Origin of the sequence: Polynucleobacter sp. Nonnen-W13 (assembly GCF_018881735.1) — a bacterium.
Taxonomy (GTDB): domain Bacteria; phylum Pseudomonadota; class Gammaproteobacteria; order Burkholderiales; family Burkholderiaceae; genus Polynucleobacter.
On the sequence record NZ_JACVPU010000001.1, the window covers coordinates 903,788 to 920,039 of the forward strand.

Consider the following 16,252-nt stretch of genomic DNA (forward strand, 5'->3'; position numbering starts at 1 on the left):
TGAAGCTAAAAAAAATTTGTTAATAAAAAAGCCGCTAATAAGCGGCTTTTTTTCTTCAAGAAGAAGATTACTTCTTAGCGTCAGCAGCAGGTGCAGCAGGAGCGGCTGGAGCAGCAGGTGCAGCAGCAGGAGCGTCAGCAGCTGGAGCGGCAGCAGGTGCAGCAGGAGCGGCTTCAACAGGTTTTGCTTCTTCTTTTTTACCGCAAGCGGCCAAAGCGATTGCCAACATTGCTACGAGTGCTAGTGACTTCTTCATTTGTGATTTCCTCTTAAAAAATATCATTAATAACCGGTTATTAATACTTGGTAAGTACAGGGTTAGACCCTAAGTACTTTCCAGCACCCATTATAGCTTTCTACTAATTGAGCCTTCAAAAATCAGCCATCCGGCTTCAAAAGCCTCAAAAAGGCTGTTATTTATTCCAATTTTCCCCAAGGAGCCCTTGAACTGTTTGCTACTTGCCAGTGAGCGCCAGGCCGCTTGTACAGAGGCGGTTTGACCGTGGGTCATTTCCTCGCCATTGCAGTAAATTCTTGAGCCTAAAGCGAGCAGCCTTGTATAGGGGTGTGCTTGTAAAACTTGCTTGGAAAGTTGGCGTCTAAATTGTTCTGGCGAGAGTGCATTGGCTGTTCCATCAAAGTAGGCCTGTGGCTTTGGTTCGCTAAGGTAGGCAGCTATGCCGGGAAGAAATGTGTCTACGCGATCAAGTTTTAGGCCTTTCAACTTTTGCTCTACTTGTGCAATGATTTCTGTTGGAAGCTGTTCTGCGCAATGCGTTGCCGTTTGCTTGGGGTCTGCAAAGCGCTTATTTAGCTCAGGAATATCCTCTAGTGATTCAGCTAAACGCCATAGACCCTCTTGTAAGATTTCTTTATAGCTTTGCGATCTAAAGCCAACTGACCAAGTTTGACAGCCTGCATCCAACGCAATGCCATCATGAGCAATATGTGGGGGCAAATAAAGCATGTCACCTGGTTCCAGATCCCACTCCTGATCCACTCTAAAGTCCTGCAGAATTTTCATGGGCAGGCTTGGATTTAGGGTTAAATCTTTTTGCTCAGAAATGCGCCAACGTCTGCGTCCCGACATCTGAATTAAAAAGACATCATAAGAATCAAAGTGGGGGCCAACGCCGCCGCCTAGTCCTGCGATGCTGATCATCAGATCATCTAAGCGCGCATCCGGAATAAAGCGAAACCAAGATAGTACTTTTGCAGCTGCAGGATGTTTTGCCTCCATACCTTGGAGTAGCAGTGTCCAATTCGCCTTATCGATGGAGGGAATCAATTTCTTTTTAAATGGGCCGTGGGCAAAAGTCCAAGGCTTTGCCTTAATTAATCTAGACTCCACTGCATCATCGCCTGCTATTTTGAACAACTCTTCAGGAGAAATCGCGCTAGCCAGCGGCTCGCCTATTTTTTTGGCAAGCTCAAAGGCGGGGATGGCGCCGCGCACTAGCAGTGGTTTCTTATGCCAATAGGATTTCATAAACTGTTGAGGGCTATTGCCTCCCAGAAGAGCCCATGGGCGATCTAGCGGTAGGTTTTGGGGTGCCTGTGGTGGATCGTAGGCGTTGCTCAAGTAAAATGCTGTCATATCAGTAATAAGCTGTTTAAAACACAATGTTGAATGAATTACGCATGAAGATCGAAAAAAATACCGTTGTATCCCTGCGCTACAAATTAACTGATGCGCAAAATAATATTATCGAGGAACCAGACTCTCCGATGGTATACCTGCATGGCGGATATGAGGGCACTTTTCCCAAAATTGAAACCTTATTGGATGGCCAGGATGTCGGCTATGAAGCTAGTATCCAGCTTGAACCTAGCGAAGCCTTTGGAGAGTACGACCCTGAATTACTCAAGATTGAGCCGCGCGCACGCTTTCCTGAACCTTTGGAGGTTGGCATGCAGTTTGAGGGCGTTCCTGATGAAGAGGGGGAAGACCCCGGTGATGAAGATGAGGAGCCCTTAATCTATACCGTAACGGATGTGGCTGATAGTCAAGTCGTCTTAGATGGGAATCATCCGCTTGCTGGTATGGCTTTACGCTTCTGGGTTCAAGTGGAGGATATCCGAAACGCTACAGATGAAGAGATTGAAAATCGACACCCTGTCGGTGCAGAAGCATTTGCATTTGGGATGCCGGATGGTTTAGATGATGGCGAGGATGACGCTTCTAATGAAATCTCTCATCCTGGCAGCTCATCACCAACTCTGCATTAAGACTAGGGATTACTCCTTAAGCCACTCTTTTAGGACTCCAAGATCACGCTTGGTATCACTGGATTCATCCGCATGTGATGACGGCATATTGCTCAATTTGGCTAGCGCTTTTTCAAGTGCAGCGATCTTAGCTTCTTGTTCTAGAGTGGCATCAATTAAACCTTTTAATGCCATAGAAACTGGATCATCTACGTTTGGTGTTACCCCATAGGCTGAGAAATATTCTTTAGCCTTGCTATCTGGAGAGCTAGCTTGGGGCAAATCAGGATGCAATATACGAGCAGGAATTCCGACGGCAGTTGCTCCCGCTGGGATTTCTTTTAGTACTACAGCATTAGATCCAACACGAGCGCCATCACCTACGGTAAAGCCCCCAAGAACCTTAGCTCCTGCACTGATGACTACGCCTTTGCCTAGTGTGGGGTGACGCTTTACACCTTTATATAGAGAGGTCCCGCCTAAGGTAACGCCTTGATAGATGGTGCAGTCATCACCAATTTCAGTAGTCTCTCCAATCACAATGCCAAGACCATGATCTAAAAATACCCTGCGACCGATCTTGGCTCCAGGATGAATTTCAATACCGGTAATGAAGCGGGCTAGCAGCGATAGCAAGCGGGCTATCCACTTCAAACCCAAGTTCCATAGACCATGAGATATCCGATGTATCCAAACAGCATGTAAGCCTGGATAGCAGGTAATGACCTCTAAGCGATTTCTTGCAGCAGGGTCACGAGCAATGATGGAGTCGACTTGGTCGAAAAGCGAATTAATCATATTTGGATTTTAACGGGTAAAGCCCAATCTATTTTTTCAAGAGCATCTGTTTGGCAATGCCACGGAGTAGGTCGATTTCTTCTTTATGGAGGCGCGTTCTGGCAAATAGCGCTTGTAAGCGGGGCATGAGCTTTTTGGGATTAGCGGGATCAAGGTAGCCAATAGCCTCTAAGCCCTCGCGCCAGTGCTCTAGCATGGCTGCTACAGCTGCGGGATCCGCATAATCTACCGACTCAGTGATGGAGTCTGATGACAAAAGCCCCAAATCCTCTCCGAGGGATTCTCTGAGGGTAAAAGCGCAAACCATGATCGCTTGGGCTAAGTTTAGGGAGGGGTAGAGTGGGTTCGCATCAAGCCATACGCGGTGAGTACACAGTGAGAGGTGGTGGTTATCTAGTCCTGTGCGCTCTGGCCCAAAGAGAAGGGCGACTCGCTGATGACCCGCGATAGCCGCCTGAACCAATGGGCGAGCATCTTGCCAATTTAATGCTGGCGGCCCAAATTCACGATCACGACTGGTGAGCCCCAAGACAAGCGTGCAGCCTTGAACGGCTGATTCCAAGGATGAAGTCTCTTGACTGGATTCCAAGATATCGACTGCGCCACTGGCTAGAGCAATAGCCTCAGGCGTCTGGGCAACCCCTGCAATTTTCGGTGAAATTAGGTGCAGATCACTAAAGCCCATGGTTTTCAGTGCGCGAGCAGCGGACCCCACGTTTCCGGGGTGGCTGGTTTCAACTAAAACCCAGCGTAGTAACTGTGCTTGTGAGGCCTTCATATCAACAGGAGTTCTCTAGTGGCTTGGGAGTTAGATATAGCAATCGTTTAGAATCAGCGTGTTAGCTCCTTATTGTCCCGCAGTTTGCAATCCGGTGAGCTTGTTCTTATTTAATTTGTCCATCAATACTATGCATCCCATGTTAAATGTGGCCGTTAAGGCTGCCCGTCGTGCCGGAACCGTGATTAATAGAGCCTCTCTCAATTTAGAGCGACTTCAGGTTGACCGCAAACAACATAATGATTTCGTAACTGAGGTGGACAGACAGGCTGAAGCAGCCATTATCGAAACGCTCAGCGAGGCCTATCCTTCGCATGGATTCTTAGCCGAAGAAACTGGTGCCCAAAACACGGACGCTGAAAATGTTTGGATCATCGATCCGCTGGATGGGACAACTAACTTCATTCACGGTTTCCCGCAATATGCAGTCTCTATTGCATTGTCTGTAAATGGTGTAACCCAACAGGCCGTAGTGTACGACCCGACTCGTGATGAGTTATTCACTGCTACGCGTGGTGCTGGTGCTTATTTAGACCGTCGGCGTTTACGTGTTGCCACGCAAGATCGTTTGGCTAATTCCTTATTGGGCACAGGCTTTCCTTATCGTGAGGATCAAGATCTGGAAAAGTATTTAAAAATCTTCGCAGATATGTCGCGCCAATGTGCCGGCCTGCGTCGTCCTGGAGCCGCTTCTCTTGACTTAGCCTATGTAGCTGCTGGTCGTTATGATGGGTTTTTTGAGAGCGATCTCAAGCCATGGGATATGGCTGCAGGAGCTTTACTGATTACTGAGTCTGGCGGACTTGTTGGTAACTACCGCGGTGAAGAAGGCTTCCTGCAAAGCGGTGAAGTGATGTGCGCGAACCCACGCATTTTTGCTCAGATGGTGCAGTGCTTATCTAAATATTCCACCTGCTAATGAGGCGGCAGTATTAAATCTTGATCAGATCGATGTAACGTACACCGTCTTGATTAATCAATAGGGCGCTTGCACGCGGTCGCCCACTCTCAGGGTGATCTAAATCCCAGTCTGATAAGACCCAGCGTTGCCATTCTTGATCTTGTAGATGCTCTTGATGGTGTTTAGGGAGATGGGTGTGACCATGTATCAATTGATTCCCAGCTTGATCTCTGAGAACTGCTGCGCAGGCAGCCAAGGTGACGTTTGTTTTGGCTTGCGCACCTTCAACTGAAGATTTCATTGACCGTTGATATTGCACACTGCTATTACTGCGTAGATGATTGGCAATAGAGCGACGCCAGTTCAAAGGCATTTTCAAGAATACTTTTTGGATCCAAGGTTTGCGAACCCAGCTACGGAAAACTTGATAGCCAATATCTGCAGTGCAAAGAGAGTCACCGTGACAGAGAACATATTCAGATCCAGCAATACTGATCTTGCTGGGATCAGACATTAGGGTCATGCCGGTTTTACTTAAAAAATGCTTGCCAACTAAAAAGTCCCGATTACCGTGAAGGTAATAGGTTTTTACTTTAGTTGACAGCGTTGCAAGCGCATTTTTTACCTCTTGTTGAAAAGGTGAATGTAGCGCAGCATCATCCCCAACCCAATACTCAAATAGATCGCCCAAGATCAATACCGCTTCTACTTTAGGGGCATCTTTTTCACAAAAATCAAAGAAGCGTTGTGCCGTCAAGGGCATTGACGGCGTGAGATGTAAATCAGAAATGAGCAGTGCGCTCGCGAATTGCGGAATCATTCCTCGAGAACACTGGCCTTTTCAATGAGGACGTCTTCCGCAGGAACATCTTGATGAAAGCCAGCATTACCAGTTTTAACTTTACGAATAGCGTCAACCACATCAAGACCATCGGTGACTTTGCCAAAAACAGCGTAACCCCAACCTTGAGCATTAGGAGCGGTATGGTTTAAGAAATCATTGTCATTGACGTTAATGAAAAATTGCGCGGTAGCAGAGTGTGGGTCGCTAGTGCGAGCCATAGCTACTGTGCCACGTTCGTTCTTGAGGCCGTTATTTGCCTCATTCTCAATTTGGGCGCCAGACGATTTTTCTTTTAAGCCAGTAGTCATGCCACCACCTTGAATCATAAAATTATCAATCACGCGATGGAAAATTGTGCCATCGTAGTGACCACTTTTGACGTACTGCACAAAATTAGCAACAGTCTTTGGCGCTTTAGCAGCATCCAGTGTGAGGGTGATGTCGCCCTTATTTGTCTTAAGCAGAACCTTAGTCATGATGAATTCACTTTCTGTGTGTTAGAGGATAAAAATACTAAAAAATTATTTTGAGACGGGTGCCATGGGTTCAACCACCTTTTTTGGTGGTTTCAGTATCTCCATCAATGCTTTTGCACGATTGGTGTATTGACGCTGATTTAAGACTGCATCCTTCGCGGCATTGTCATAGGCTTGCGTAGCAAGGCGAATATAGACCTCACCCAAGTTAGCAGAGGCAACTGTATAGCTCGGACGTAATTTCAAGGCGAGCTCTAAATAATCTCTTGCCTCGATCCAGCTACCTTGATTTGCGGCTAGCGCGGCTAAGTTGTTATAGGGCTCAGGTAGTTCCGGAAATTGCTGGGTAATCTTAATTAGAGTCTTTTTAGCCTCTACCCACTGACGCATTTCTATCTGCATACGTGCTTTGACGTAACGTAACTGCACATTACCCGGCGTTTTCTTTAGTTGCTTATTAATACTTTCGATGGCTTCAGGATATTTTTTGGCTTTGACTAACTTTTCAATATCGGACGGTACCCCATTTTTAGTGACGGGATCGGGCTCAATAATTAAAAAGGATAAAAACGGCACAGCGACAGAGTCTGACAGCTCAGCGTTAAATTGATCATATCCAGCGTCATTACCAGCAAGTCTTGGAGGGTCATTGGGGCCATAAGATCCCAGATAGGGTGCTTGGGTGCCTTGAGCACTAGCGGGGGCACTATTTAACGCCTTAATTTCAGCCTCTGCTAACTGTTGTCCAGGGGTGCTGCAGCCCGTGAGTGACAAAATGACAAAAATGGCGCACAAGCCACCCAGCTGGGCTGGACGTAGTGAAAAATGGTTAGCTGGCATAGGGTGTGGGGTGAAAAACGGGCTCATTCGATATACTCAGCGCTCAGTCTAACAAATTGGCGCTACTTGCCCACCCTTTATAGCCTCTATGCTGCAAATCTATAACACTCTCAGTCGTTCCAAGCAGGACTTTAAACCCATTGAACCAGGCAAGGTGAAGATGTATGTCTGCGGAATGACGGTTTATGACTTTTGCCACATTGGTCACGCCCGAGTGATGATTGTGTTTGATATGGTGGTGCGCTGGTTACGTGCCAGTGCTTATGAGGTTGTGTACGTCCGCAATATTACCGATATCGACGATAAGATTATTAATCGCGCGATTGAGAATGGTGAGCCCATTTCCGTGCTAACGCAGCGTTTTATCGATGCGATGCATGCCGACTCAAATGAATTGGGCTTAATGCACCCCGACCATGAGCCTCGCGCAACCGATTACATCGTGCAAATGCAGGGCATCATTGGTCGCTTGATTGAAAAAGAATTGGCCTATCAAGGTGAGGATGGTGATGTCAATTTCGCCGTTCGATTGTTCCCAGAATATGGTCGTCTTTCTGGTAAATCTCTGGATGAATTAAATGCCGGTGAGCGCGTTGCTGTTGGTGGTGGCAAAAGAGATCCATTGGATTTTGTTCTATGGAAAAGCGCTAAACCGGAAGAACCTGCGGATACCCGTTGGAAATCTCCCTGGGGTGAAGGTCGCCCTGGATGGCATATTGAATGCTCTGCCATGTCATGCGACTTATTAGGTCAACATTTTGATATCCATGGTGGTGGCGCTGATTTGCAGTTTCCACACCATGAGAATGAGATTGCCCAGAGCGAGGGGGCTCTCTACGGTCAAGATCACCAGGCTAGCGATGAGCCTTTTGTCAATTACTGGATGCATAACGGACATATTCGGGTAAATGAAGAAAAGATGTCCAAGTCATTGGGTAATTTTTTCCTCATTCGTGATGTCTTGAAGAGCTTCGACCCTGAGGTCCTGCGTTTCTTCATGCTACGTGCCCACTATCGTAGCCCAATTAACTATAGTGATGCACAGCTTGAAGAGGCGCGCGCTGGACTGGTTCGTCTGTACACGGCTTTAGCGCAAGTGACAACAAGCGATAAACCTGTAGATACCCATTCATCATGGTCTCAGCGCTTTACTGATGCGATGAATGATGACTTTAATACACCTGAGGCGATAGCAGTTCTGTTTGATTTAGCTAGTGAAGTGAACCGTACTCAGGGTGAAGAGAAGGTACAGTTAGCTAGCATTCTCAAAAGCTTGGCTGGAGCTCTGAATTTCTTGCAACGTGACCCAATTGAATTTTTGCAAGAAGGATCCCGTGGTGGCGATACTAGCTTATCTGCCGCTGCTATTGAAGAGCGGATTGCGGCACGAGTGGCTGCAAAACTGGCTAAAGATTTTGCTCAAGCTGATTTAATTCGCAAGACTTTATTAGATCAGGGCGTAGTATTGGAAGATAAGCCTGGTGGAATTACCGAATGGCGCAAAAGCTAATTAAAGAATATCTATTTTGAGTAAAGTTGCACAGCAAGTCATCATTGAAGAAGTTGCCCCCGATTATTGGGAGCAAGCTTGTACTGAGTTGATGAAGCATGATCGTATTTTAAAAAAACTGATTCCAAAATATGGCTCAGGTTTTTTGCAAACACGTGGTGATGCATTTACTACTCTAGCTAGGGCTATCGTTGGCCAGCAAATTTCGGTTGCTGCAGCTCAATCTGTCTGGACTAAAGTTTTACTCGCATCTAAAAATAAGGTAAACCCTAAAAATATTCTTGCCTTAAGCATTGAGGATTTGCGTGCAGCGGGATTATCGGGGCGTAAGGTGGAGTACATCCGTGATTTGGCTGAACACTTTGATTCTGGCCGTTTACATGCAAATCAGTGGAAAGGCATGGAAGATGAGGTCATCATCAAAGAATTGTGCGGGATTCGGGGAATTGGTCGCTGGACGGCGGAAATGTTCCTGATTTTCAATATGATTAGACCTAATATTCTCCCCTTAGACGATGTTGGGCTGATTAAGGCCATTTCCCTCAATTATTTCAGTGGAGAGCCTGTGAGCAGGCATGAAGCCCGTGAAGTAGCTGCAAATTGGGCCCCATGGCGCACGGTAGCCACTTGGTATATGTGGAGAAGTATCGACCCCAAGCCCGTTGAATATTAAAATCGAACTATGAAAACGACTTTCCTGGATTTTGAGCAGTCAATCGCTGAATTAGAGTCAAAGATTGAAGAGCTCCAATTTGTGCAAGATGAATCATCAGTAGACATTTCTGATGAGATCAAAACGCTGACTGAAAAAAGTCAGCAACTAACTAAAGATGTCTATGCCAATTTAAGTCCATGGCAAGTTTCTCAAGTGGCGCGTCATCCTCAGCGTCCTTACACATTAGATTACGTCAGTGCATTGTTTACCGATTTTCATGAACTCCATGGTGATCGTAATTTTGCAGACGATCAATCCATCATTACTGGCTTAGCTCGTTTTCAGGATCAGCCTTGTATGGTCATTGGCCACCAAAAAGGCCGTGATACCAAAGAGCGTGCTTTAAGAAACTTTGGTATGAGTCGCCCTGAGGGTTACCGAAAAGCAAAGCGCGTCATGCGCTTGGCAGAAAAATTTAAATTACCGGTATTTACGTTTGTCGATACGCCAGGTGCCTTTCCTGGGATTGATGCAGAAGAGCGTAACCAGTCTGAAGCGATTGGCCATAATCTTTATGTTCAAGCGGAACTAGAAGTGCCGATCATCGCCACCATTATTGGTGAGGGTGGTTCCGGTGGCGCACTAGCGATTGCGATGGGTGATGTAGTGTTGATGTTGCAAAACTCTACTTACTCAGTAATTTCACCAGAAGGCTGTGCATCCATTCTATGGAAGACTGCAGATAAGGCACCTGAAGCTGCTGAGCAATTGGGCTTGACCGCACAACGTTTAAAAGCGATTGGCTTAATCGATAAGATTGTCCCTGAGCCTATTGGTGGCGCACATCGTGATTACGACACGATGATGAATAATATGCGTAAAGCTTTGGCTGATTCACTAAAGACTTTTGATGGGATGAAGGTGGATGCGCTTCTAGAGCGTCGCCATGAACGCTTGATGAGCTATGGCAAGTTCAAGGAAATCGAAGTCAAGTCTTAAGGCGGCTTCACCAGCAGCCAAACGTATTGGGCTTGCCTTAAGCGGTGGGCTTGATTCTGTTGTGTTGCTCGATACTGTTTGTAAAGCGCTCAAAGCTAATTCTCATGACCTAACTGAGGTTTGGGTATTTCATATCCATCATGGATTGCAAAAGTCTGCTGATCAATGGTTGGAGTTTTGTGAGCGTCTAGCCAAAAAATACCAGGTACATTTTGATTTTCGTCTACTGCATTTTGCTAATTCAGCTCAGGGCAATATTGAAGCTCGAGCGAGGGTGGAGCGCTACGATGCCTTGACTGATTTATGTATCGAGCATGACGTCGAAGATTTGTTGCTTGCACACCATCAAAACGACCAAGCTGAAACTGTGCTCTTGCAACTCCTACGTGGCTCTGGGGTGGCTGGTCTGTCTGGCATGCCTCTCCATCGCACCAACGTAAACCAAGGCAATCCAATTACTCTTTGGCGCCCATTGCTCAATCAAAGCAGAGCAGAGTTAGAAGCCTACGCTAAGGAACATAAACTTCGATGGGTAGAAGATCCTAGCAATCAAAACACGCGCTATCGTCGCAATGCTATTCGTAAAGAAATCATTCCGAAGTTAGAGAAAATTCAGCCTGGTGCAATTGCCAACCTAGCTCGCAGTGCTGCTTTACTGGCTCAATCCCAAGTGTTACTCGATCGTCTAGCTAAGCAAGATGGGAAAGGTATTTTTCAAGGCAATAAGGTAAAGCTAGCGCCTCTCTTAGCCTTTGCAAAGACAGATCAACCAGCGGCGAATAATGTGATGCGCTATTGGTTGAAGTTAAATGATCTAGCAATGCCATCTCAGGAACGTCTTGAGTCTTGGTGGAAAGACCTGAAGCTTGTAAAAACCGACTCCAGCTTGGAGTGGCAGCATGATGAGGCGAATATTTATTTGTGGCGCGGAGTCTTGCAGGTCACTCAATGCATGGCGGGGCGGTGGGTGTTCCAAAATGTGCCAGCACGAAGCAAGTTACTTGGCCTGTCTGCTGATTGGGTCAATACAGCTCAAGAGCAAGGCTTGATTGAGGAAAGACCGCGCCAGGGCGCAGAAAAGCTTCAAATCAAACCTAATACCCCGCGCAAAACGCTCAAGAACCTCTTTCAGGAATCAGATACGCCACCTTGGGAGCGACAGGCCCCGCTTCTTTATATCAACGACCAGCTCGTAGCCATTGCTGGGGTAGGGGCGAGTTACCCGCATCTGGTCTCGATTGGCAAGCGAGTGCTCCCCGTATGGCTTGAGAAGCCATAGCAAAGCATAAAACCCTGTAAAATAAGCCCCTTTTAGACCCTAGGGAATGTAATTCCCTGTAAATAGACAATACAACGGTTTTTATGGCTCTTATCGTTCATAAGTATGGTGGCACCTCAATGGGCTCGGTTGAGCGCATTCAAAATGTCGCTAAACGCGTTGCTAAGTGGATGCGTGCAGGTCACCAGGTGGTTGTGGTGCCTTCAGCGATGTCCGGCGAAACCAATCGTTTGCTTGGCTTAGCAAAAGACATTAATCCTGATGCAAATCCTCGCGAACTCGATCAAATTGCCTCCACGGGCGAGCAAGTTAGTTCTGGCTTATTGGCCTTGGCATTGCTGCGTGAAGGTGTTGATGCTGTGAGCTATGCCGGTTGGCAGGTAACTGTCCATACGGACTCCTCATTTACTAAAGCACGCATCAAGAGTATTGATGACAAAAAAATCCTTGCTGATCTCAATGCAGGGCGTGCCGTAGTAGTCACTGGTTTTCAGGGGGTTGACCCCAATGGCAATATCACTACCTTAGGCCGTGGCGGCTCTGATACATCGGCTGTTGCAATGGCTGCAGCGCTTAAAGCTGATGAGTGCTTGATCTACACCGATGTGGATGGTGTCTATACGACTGATCCGCGTGTTTGTGAAGATGCGCGTCGCTTGGATAAGATTACCTTTGAAGAGATGCTAGAGATGGCAAGTCTAGGATCAAAGGTATTGCAAATTCGTTCAGTTGAGTTTGCCGGTAAGTACAAAGTTAAAACCCGTGTTCTGTCATCGCTGACAGATCCACTGATGCCCTTAGACCAAGAGATGAAGTCGGGCACCTTGATTACATTTGAAGAGGACAGCACTATGGAAGCCGCAGTTATTTCCGGCATCGCCTTTGCGCGTGATGAAGCAAAAATTACCGTTCTGGGGGTTCCTGATCGCCCAGGTATCGCCTATCAAATCTTGGGTCCGATTGCAGATGCCAATATTGATGTGGACATGATTATTCAGAATCAATCATTTGAAGGTAAGACAGACTTTACTTTTACAGTTCCGCGCGCTGATTATCAAAAAGCATTGGACTTGCTCAAGAAGAATGTGCAAGCCCATATTGAAGCAAAAGAAATTAATGGCGATCCCAAGGTCTCTAAAGTATCTGTAGTTGGTGTCGGCATGCGCTCTCATGTAGGTGTTGCTAGCAAAATGTTCCGCACATTGTCGGAAGAGGGCATTAATATCCTTATGATCTCTACTAGCGAAATCAAGATTTCAGTGGTGATCGACGAGAAATACATGGAGCTAGCTGTGCGCGCCTTGCATAAGGCGTTTGAGCTTGATCAGAAGTAAAAGAAACCCCTTGGGAGCGGTTATCCGTTAAACTGTGGGGCGTTGTAATAGTTTGAAATACGGAGACGTGGCCGAGCTGGTCGAAGGCACTCCCCTGCTAAGGGAGCATCGGGGCTAAAACTCTGATCGGAGGTTCGAATCCTCTCGTCTCCGCCAAGTGCTATAGAAGAGCCCCTAACCACGGGGCTCTATTTTTTTGACTCTGACATTGCATTAATAGAGTTTAGTCAAGAGAAGCTCCCGATGCTTTAACGATCTTCGCCCAGCGCGTAATATCTTCTTGAAGCTGTTTGGCAAATTCTGATGGAGTCGTGTTCGCAAGCTCTACCCCAGTGGCCTGCAGTTTTTCTCTCAACTCGGGATTAGTCAGGGTTAACTGCATCTCTTTTTGTAATTGATTGATGACGGCCTTCGGCGTGCCTTTTGGGGCAAATAAACCTATCCAAAGTGTTCCAGAGAAACCTGGAATCTTTTCTGATATGGATGGGACATCAGGCAGAAGGGGTGAGCGCTTTGCAGAGCTCACACCAAGGGCAATTAATTTTTGAGTATTGATGTATTGCAAAACAGATGGCAAGCTCGCAAAAGCAATTTGAATTTGCCCACCCAAGAGATCATTGAGTGCTGGTGCAACCCCTTTATAGGGGATGTGTTGCAAAGTTATCCCGTAGCTTTGATTGAGCATTTCACCTAAGAGGTGATTTAGCGTTCCATTACCAGCTGATGCAAATTGGTAAGTCTCCGGGGGTTTTGATTTAACCAGCTTTAAAAAATCATCTAGATTCTTAGCTGGAAAATTAGCATTCACTACTAGAACATTCGGAACTGAACCGACCATGGCTAGAGGAATAAAGTCATTGACTGGATCGAAACCTGGATTTTTATAGAGGGCAGGATTAATTGCTTGGGCGCTACTAATGGTCATTAAAAGCGTGTGACCATCCTTTGGGGCATTGGCAACAAACTGAGTGCCAATATTACCGCCAGCACCTGGCTTATTCTCGACGATCACAGAGGATTTGATTTGTTCTCCGAGTCGCTGCGCAACTACTCGACCCACAATATCATTTGTGCCGCCAGGTGCTTGGGGAACAATGATGGTGATGGGTTTATTTGGATAAGCAGTGGCTGAGCCGCAAAACAGGTAAAAACAGGTGAGGAGTCCTAATTGTAGGAGGCGGTTCATTGGAGTCCCTTTGATTTGGAAGAAGCTTAAAAATATCTTAATATGGCTTAACTGGAAAATGGGTGCCTACCCTTAGTTTTGCTGGGTGTATCTACCGGTAAGGCCGCCATCTACAACCAGCTCAGTGCCCGTGATGTAGGCAGCTGCATCCGATACTAGGAAGGCGCAGGCATGAGCCACATCCCATGCTGTTCCTGACCGACCCATAGGCACCTGCTTATCCCTCGCAGCACGAGCCTCCTCCAGGCTATTTTCAGAGAACATCTTCGCTACGGTATTGGCAATGCGTGGGGTATCAATTAAACCAGGCACCACTGTGTTGGCGCGAATGCCTTGACTAGCGTACTGTTGAGCAATCATCCGAATAAATTGGGTATTCGCTGCCTTGGTAACGCTGTAAGCCAGATGCGGGTAGCCCAAATAGCGCATACCCGCTACCGATGAGATCGCGACAATATTTCCCGTGCCTCGGGATGTCATCTCTGGCAAGACCTCTTGGGCTGCCAGTAAGAGGCTACGAACATTCACCTTATGAATGCGATCAAAATCTTCGGCGCTCGTTTCCATGGGCCCGCCAACTTTTCCAATACCTACGTTGTGATGCAAAACATCAATAGGTCCAAATTGATTGCGAGCTTCACTAAAGAGTCGCTTCACCTCATCTTCTTCAGAAATATCGCCGACAAAAGTCTGAGCAGTACCACCTTCTTGCAGAATGATCTTGGTGGTTTCTTCTGCGGAGGCTGCATCTCGATCAACTACGCAGACTTTGGCACCTAGTCTGGCGTAGGTGACACAAGATGCTCTACCAATACTCCAGCCCGGCCCGGCTGAACCGCCACCAGAGACAAAAATGATGCGACCGGTGAGGTCAAGTGGTAAGCCGGCAGGATGTGTAATTGAGCTCATTTATTGGTGTAGTCCTACAGTCATGCCACCACAAACATATACTACTTGGCCAGTAGTAAATCCGGCGCGTTGATCTAGTAGTGAGGCAGCAATATGCGCCACTTCCTCTGGTTGGCCAATGCGACCCAAGGGTACGCTGCCTAAAATGTGTTGCGTAGCAGGCGCACTCGGAGGGTTTGCACTCTGAAAGAGCTCTGTGGCAATGGGGCCGGGTCCAATGGCATTCACGGTAATACCATCAGCCGCAAGCTCTAAAGCCAATGTGCGCGTCAACCCCAGCAAGCCTGCCTTAGAAGTGGCATATGCAATGCGCTCTTCTTTACCCAAGGCGGCACGACTAGAGATATTCACAATACGCCCAAAGTGAGCGGCCTTCATGGCAGGGAGGAGTCCCTGTACGCAAATAATGGCTGCTGCGACATTCACATTCATCACTGCATAAAAATCTTCAGTGCTTGTTTGTTCAATTGTGGCGGGGCGCACAATGCCTGCATTATTTACTAAGCGGGTGATTGGGTGCTTCAATGTCGCCTCTATCAGAGCGCTCCGTAATACCGTTTCATTTGATACATCAACCTCATAGAAGTTCTCATGAGCAAAGCTTTCTTTAGGGGCTATCTTGTCAAAGTTAATGACATGCATACCATCGGCAATCAAGCGCTTAGCAATTGCTCGTCCGATGCCACGGCTAGCACCGGTAATCAATACATACTCTTTTGCTACCTGATTTTGAGAGTCCATTTTTAGTCAATCTTATTGGCACCATCCACGAAAGGAATGGCATGCTCAACGGTATCCCAAATAAAACGACCAGAGGGGCTTTGTTGTTCTTCAACGATGTGTGCCACCAAACCAGCTGAGCGCGATATGACGGCAAAGCCACGCATTACTGCAGTAGGAATGCCAATCTCACCAAGCAATGCAGCTACCGCACCAGTTGCATTGATCGTAATCGGACGACCTGCCACTGTGTCGACTGCTTTCGATAGGATTTCCAGTGCGCGGATCTTATTACCCTGGAGATCTGGTTCAGCCCGACCCATTTCCAATAATTTATAGGCACGTGGGTCTACAGGTTTATGGAGATGATGCCCAAATCCTGGAACTGCTGCCTTAATAGACTTGTAATGTTGCGCTATCTCCAGTGCTTCAGCTTCGGGGTTACTTGCCGCTGTAATTCGATCTAACAAGCCAGAGCAATTTTCCATGGTGCCAATGAAAGAGCTCCCGACAGCCAGCAAGCCAGCTGATACGGCTCCTTGAAGATTTTCTGGTGCGCTCATGTAAATCAATCGCGTCGCAATTGCACTGGGTGTGAGGCCATGTTCCATGAGAACAATGAGTACAACGTCAGTGATTCGGATATCTACAGGTCGTGGAGTTCTTCCTAAGATTTGCATCAACATCACTTCGGTAAACGTTTTTTTACCCATCAAGTCTTCGACAAGGTCTGCATCGCGATAGTGCAGACTGGTAAGAGTATGGGTGCACAAACTAGTTACTGGCGTTTTGTTGGATGAATTAGTCATGATTAC

At 47.0% G+C, this 16,252-nt stretch carries 19 protein-coding genes, 1 tRNA gene and 1 pseudogene; 10 read left to right on the top strand and 11 right to left on the bottom strand.

Going from position 1 to position 16,252, the window contains the following annotated elements:
• Positions 1-67: 67 nt before the first annotated feature.
• On the bottom strand, positions 68-256 hold the full coding sequence (locus ICN27_RS04725; RefSeq protein ID WP_215310139.1) for a hypothetical protein: 189 nt from the start codon (positions 254-256) through the stop codon (positions 68-70).
• Between the two features lie 90 nt (positions 257-346).
• Positions 347-1,597: a cupin domain-containing protein gene (locus tag ICN27_RS04730; protein WP_216269137.1), complete on the bottom strand. Its 1,251-nt coding sequence runs from the start codon at positions 1,595-1,597 to the stop codon at positions 347-349.
• A gap of 44 nt (positions 1,598-1,641) precedes the next feature.
• Here ICN27_RS04730 and ICN27_RS04735 point away from each other — a divergent pair, with 44 nt between their 5' ends.
• A complete protein-coding gene (locus ICN27_RS04735; protein ID WP_216269270.1) occupies positions 1,642-2,229 on the top strand; it encodes a peptidylprolyl isomerase in 588 nt (195 codons plus the stop codon).
• 9 nt (positions 2,230-2,238) lie between these two features.
• Here ICN27_RS04735 and cysE read toward each other — a convergent pair whose 3' ends face one another.
• Complete coding sequence (gene cysE, locus ICN27_RS04740) at positions 2,239-3,006, bottom strand: serine O-acetyltransferase (RefSeq protein ID WP_216269138.1); 768 nt, start codon at positions 3,004-3,006, stop codon at positions 2,239-2,241.
• A 28-nt stretch (positions 3,007-3,034) separates the two neighbouring features.
• Positions 3,035-3,784, bottom strand: coding sequence for an RNA methyltransferase (locus ICN27_RS04745; protein ID WP_216269139.1), 750 nt, complete (start codon positions 3,782-3,784; stop codon positions 3,035-3,037).
• A 130-nt stretch (positions 3,785-3,914) separates the two neighbouring features.
• Between ICN27_RS04745 and ICN27_RS04750 the strand changes: the two genes are divergently transcribed.
• Positions 3,915-4,703, top strand: coding sequence for an inositol monophosphatase family protein (locus ICN27_RS04750; protein WP_216269140.1), 789 nt, complete (start codon positions 3,915-3,917; stop codon positions 4,701-4,703).
• Positions 4,704-4,716: 13 nt separating this feature from the next.
• On the opposite strand, the gene ICN27_RS04755 is transcribed toward ICN27_RS04750, so the two are convergent.
• From ICN27_RS04755 to ICN27_RS04765, 3 genes are read right to left on the bottom strand one after another with little or no spacing between them, the layout of a single operon-like run.
• Positions 4,717-5,505, bottom strand: a complete 789-nt coding sequence (locus tag ICN27_RS04755) for a UDP-2,3-diacylglucosamine diphosphatase (RefSeq protein ID WP_216269141.1) — start codon at positions 5,503-5,505, stop codon at positions 4,717-4,719.
• Positions 5,502-6,005 (bottom strand): peptidylprolyl isomerase, encoded by a 504-nt coding sequence (locus ICN27_RS04760; RefSeq protein WP_216269142.1) that lies wholly within the window; start codon positions 6,003-6,005, stop codon positions 5,502-5,504. Before ICN27_RS04760 ends, ICN27_RS04755 begins: the two co-directional genes overlap by 4 nt.
• Before the next feature lie 45 nt (positions 6,006-6,050).
• Positions 6,051-6,872 carry a tetratricopeptide repeat protein gene (locus ICN27_RS04765; RefSeq protein ID WP_216269143.1) on the bottom strand — a complete coding sequence of 274 codons (822 nt, stop codon included), beginning with the start codon at positions 6,870-6,872 and terminating at the stop codon, positions 6,051-6,053.
• A gap of 61 nt (positions 6,873-6,933) precedes the next feature.
• Between ICN27_RS04765 and cysS the strand changes: the two genes are divergently transcribed.
• From cysS to ICN27_RS04795, 8 genes and pseudogenes are all read left to right on the top strand, one after another.
• Positions 6,934-8,355, top strand: a complete 1,422-nt coding sequence (gene cysS, locus ICN27_RS04770) for a cysteine--tRNA ligase (RefSeq protein ID WP_216269144.1) — start codon at positions 6,934-6,936, stop codon at positions 8,353-8,355.
• Between the two features lie 16 nt (positions 8,356-8,371).
• Positions 8,372-9,028 (top strand): DNA-3-methyladenine glycosylase, encoded by a 657-nt coding sequence (locus ICN27_RS04775; RefSeq protein WP_216861222.1) that lies wholly within the window; start codon positions 8,372-8,374, stop codon positions 9,026-9,028.
• A 9-nt stretch (positions 9,029-9,037) separates the two neighbouring features.
• Positions 9,038-10,009 (top strand): acetyl-CoA carboxylase carboxyltransferase subunit alpha, encoded by a 972-nt coding sequence (locus ICN27_RS04780; protein ID WP_215310149.1) that lies wholly within the window; start codon positions 9,038-9,040, stop codon positions 10,007-10,009.
• Positions 9,975-10,934 (top strand): annotated as a pseudogene (gene tilS, locus ICN27_RS04785) (tRNA lysidine(34) synthetase TilS); the annotation flags it as partial. The gene ICN27_RS04780 and the pseudogene tilS (ICN27_RS04785), both read left to right, overlap by 35 nt.
• Positions 10,912-11,058, top strand: coding sequence for a hypothetical protein (locus tag ICN27_RS10500; protein WP_370624484.1), 147 nt, complete (start codon positions 10,912-10,914; stop codon positions 11,056-11,058). The pseudogene tilS (ICN27_RS04785) and the gene ICN27_RS10500, both read left to right, overlap by 23 nt.
• The gene (tilS, locus tag ICN27_RS10505; protein WP_370624485.1) at positions 10,989-11,288 is read left to right on the top strand and encodes a tRNA lysidine(34) synthetase TilS; all 300 of its coding nucleotides are present in this window, start codon (positions 10,989-10,991) and stop codon (positions 11,286-11,288) included. Before ICN27_RS10500 ends, tilS (ICN27_RS10505) begins: the two co-directional genes overlap by 70 nt.
• Before the next feature lie 83 nt (positions 11,289-11,371).
• Positions 11,372-12,622 (top strand): aspartate kinase, encoded by a 1,251-nt coding sequence (locus tag ICN27_RS04790; RefSeq protein ID WP_215327025.1) that lies wholly within the window; start codon positions 11,372-11,374, stop codon positions 12,620-12,622.
• A 61-nt stretch (positions 12,623-12,683) separates the two neighbouring features.
• A tRNA-Ser gene (locus tag ICN27_RS04795) sits at positions 12,684-12,778 on the top strand.
• Positions 12,779-12,845: 67 nt separating this feature from the next.
• On the opposite strand, the gene ICN27_RS04800 is transcribed toward ICN27_RS04795, so the two are convergent.
• The 4 genes from ICN27_RS04800 to ICN27_RS04815 form a co-directional block, all read right to left on the bottom strand.
• A complete protein-coding gene (locus ICN27_RS04800; RefSeq protein WP_215310152.1) occupies positions 12,846-13,808 on the bottom strand; it encodes a tripartite tricarboxylate transporter substrate binding protein in 963 nt (320 codons plus the stop codon).
• 72 nt (positions 13,809-13,880) lie between these two features.
• Entirely contained in the window at positions 13,881-14,717 is an 837-nt protein-coding gene (locus tag ICN27_RS04805) for an SDR family NAD(P)-dependent oxidoreductase (RefSeq protein WP_216269146.1), read from the bottom strand.
• Complete coding sequence (locus ICN27_RS04810; protein ID WP_216269147.1) at positions 14,718-15,458, bottom strand: SDR family NAD(P)-dependent oxidoreductase; 741 nt, start codon at positions 15,456-15,458, stop codon at positions 14,718-14,720.
• 2 nt (positions 15,459-15,460) lie between these two features.
• Entirely contained in the window at positions 15,461-16,246 is a 786-nt protein-coding gene (locus tag ICN27_RS04815) for a citryl-CoA lyase (RefSeq protein WP_216269148.1), read from the bottom strand.
• Positions 16,247-16,252 lie beyond the last annotated feature (6 nt).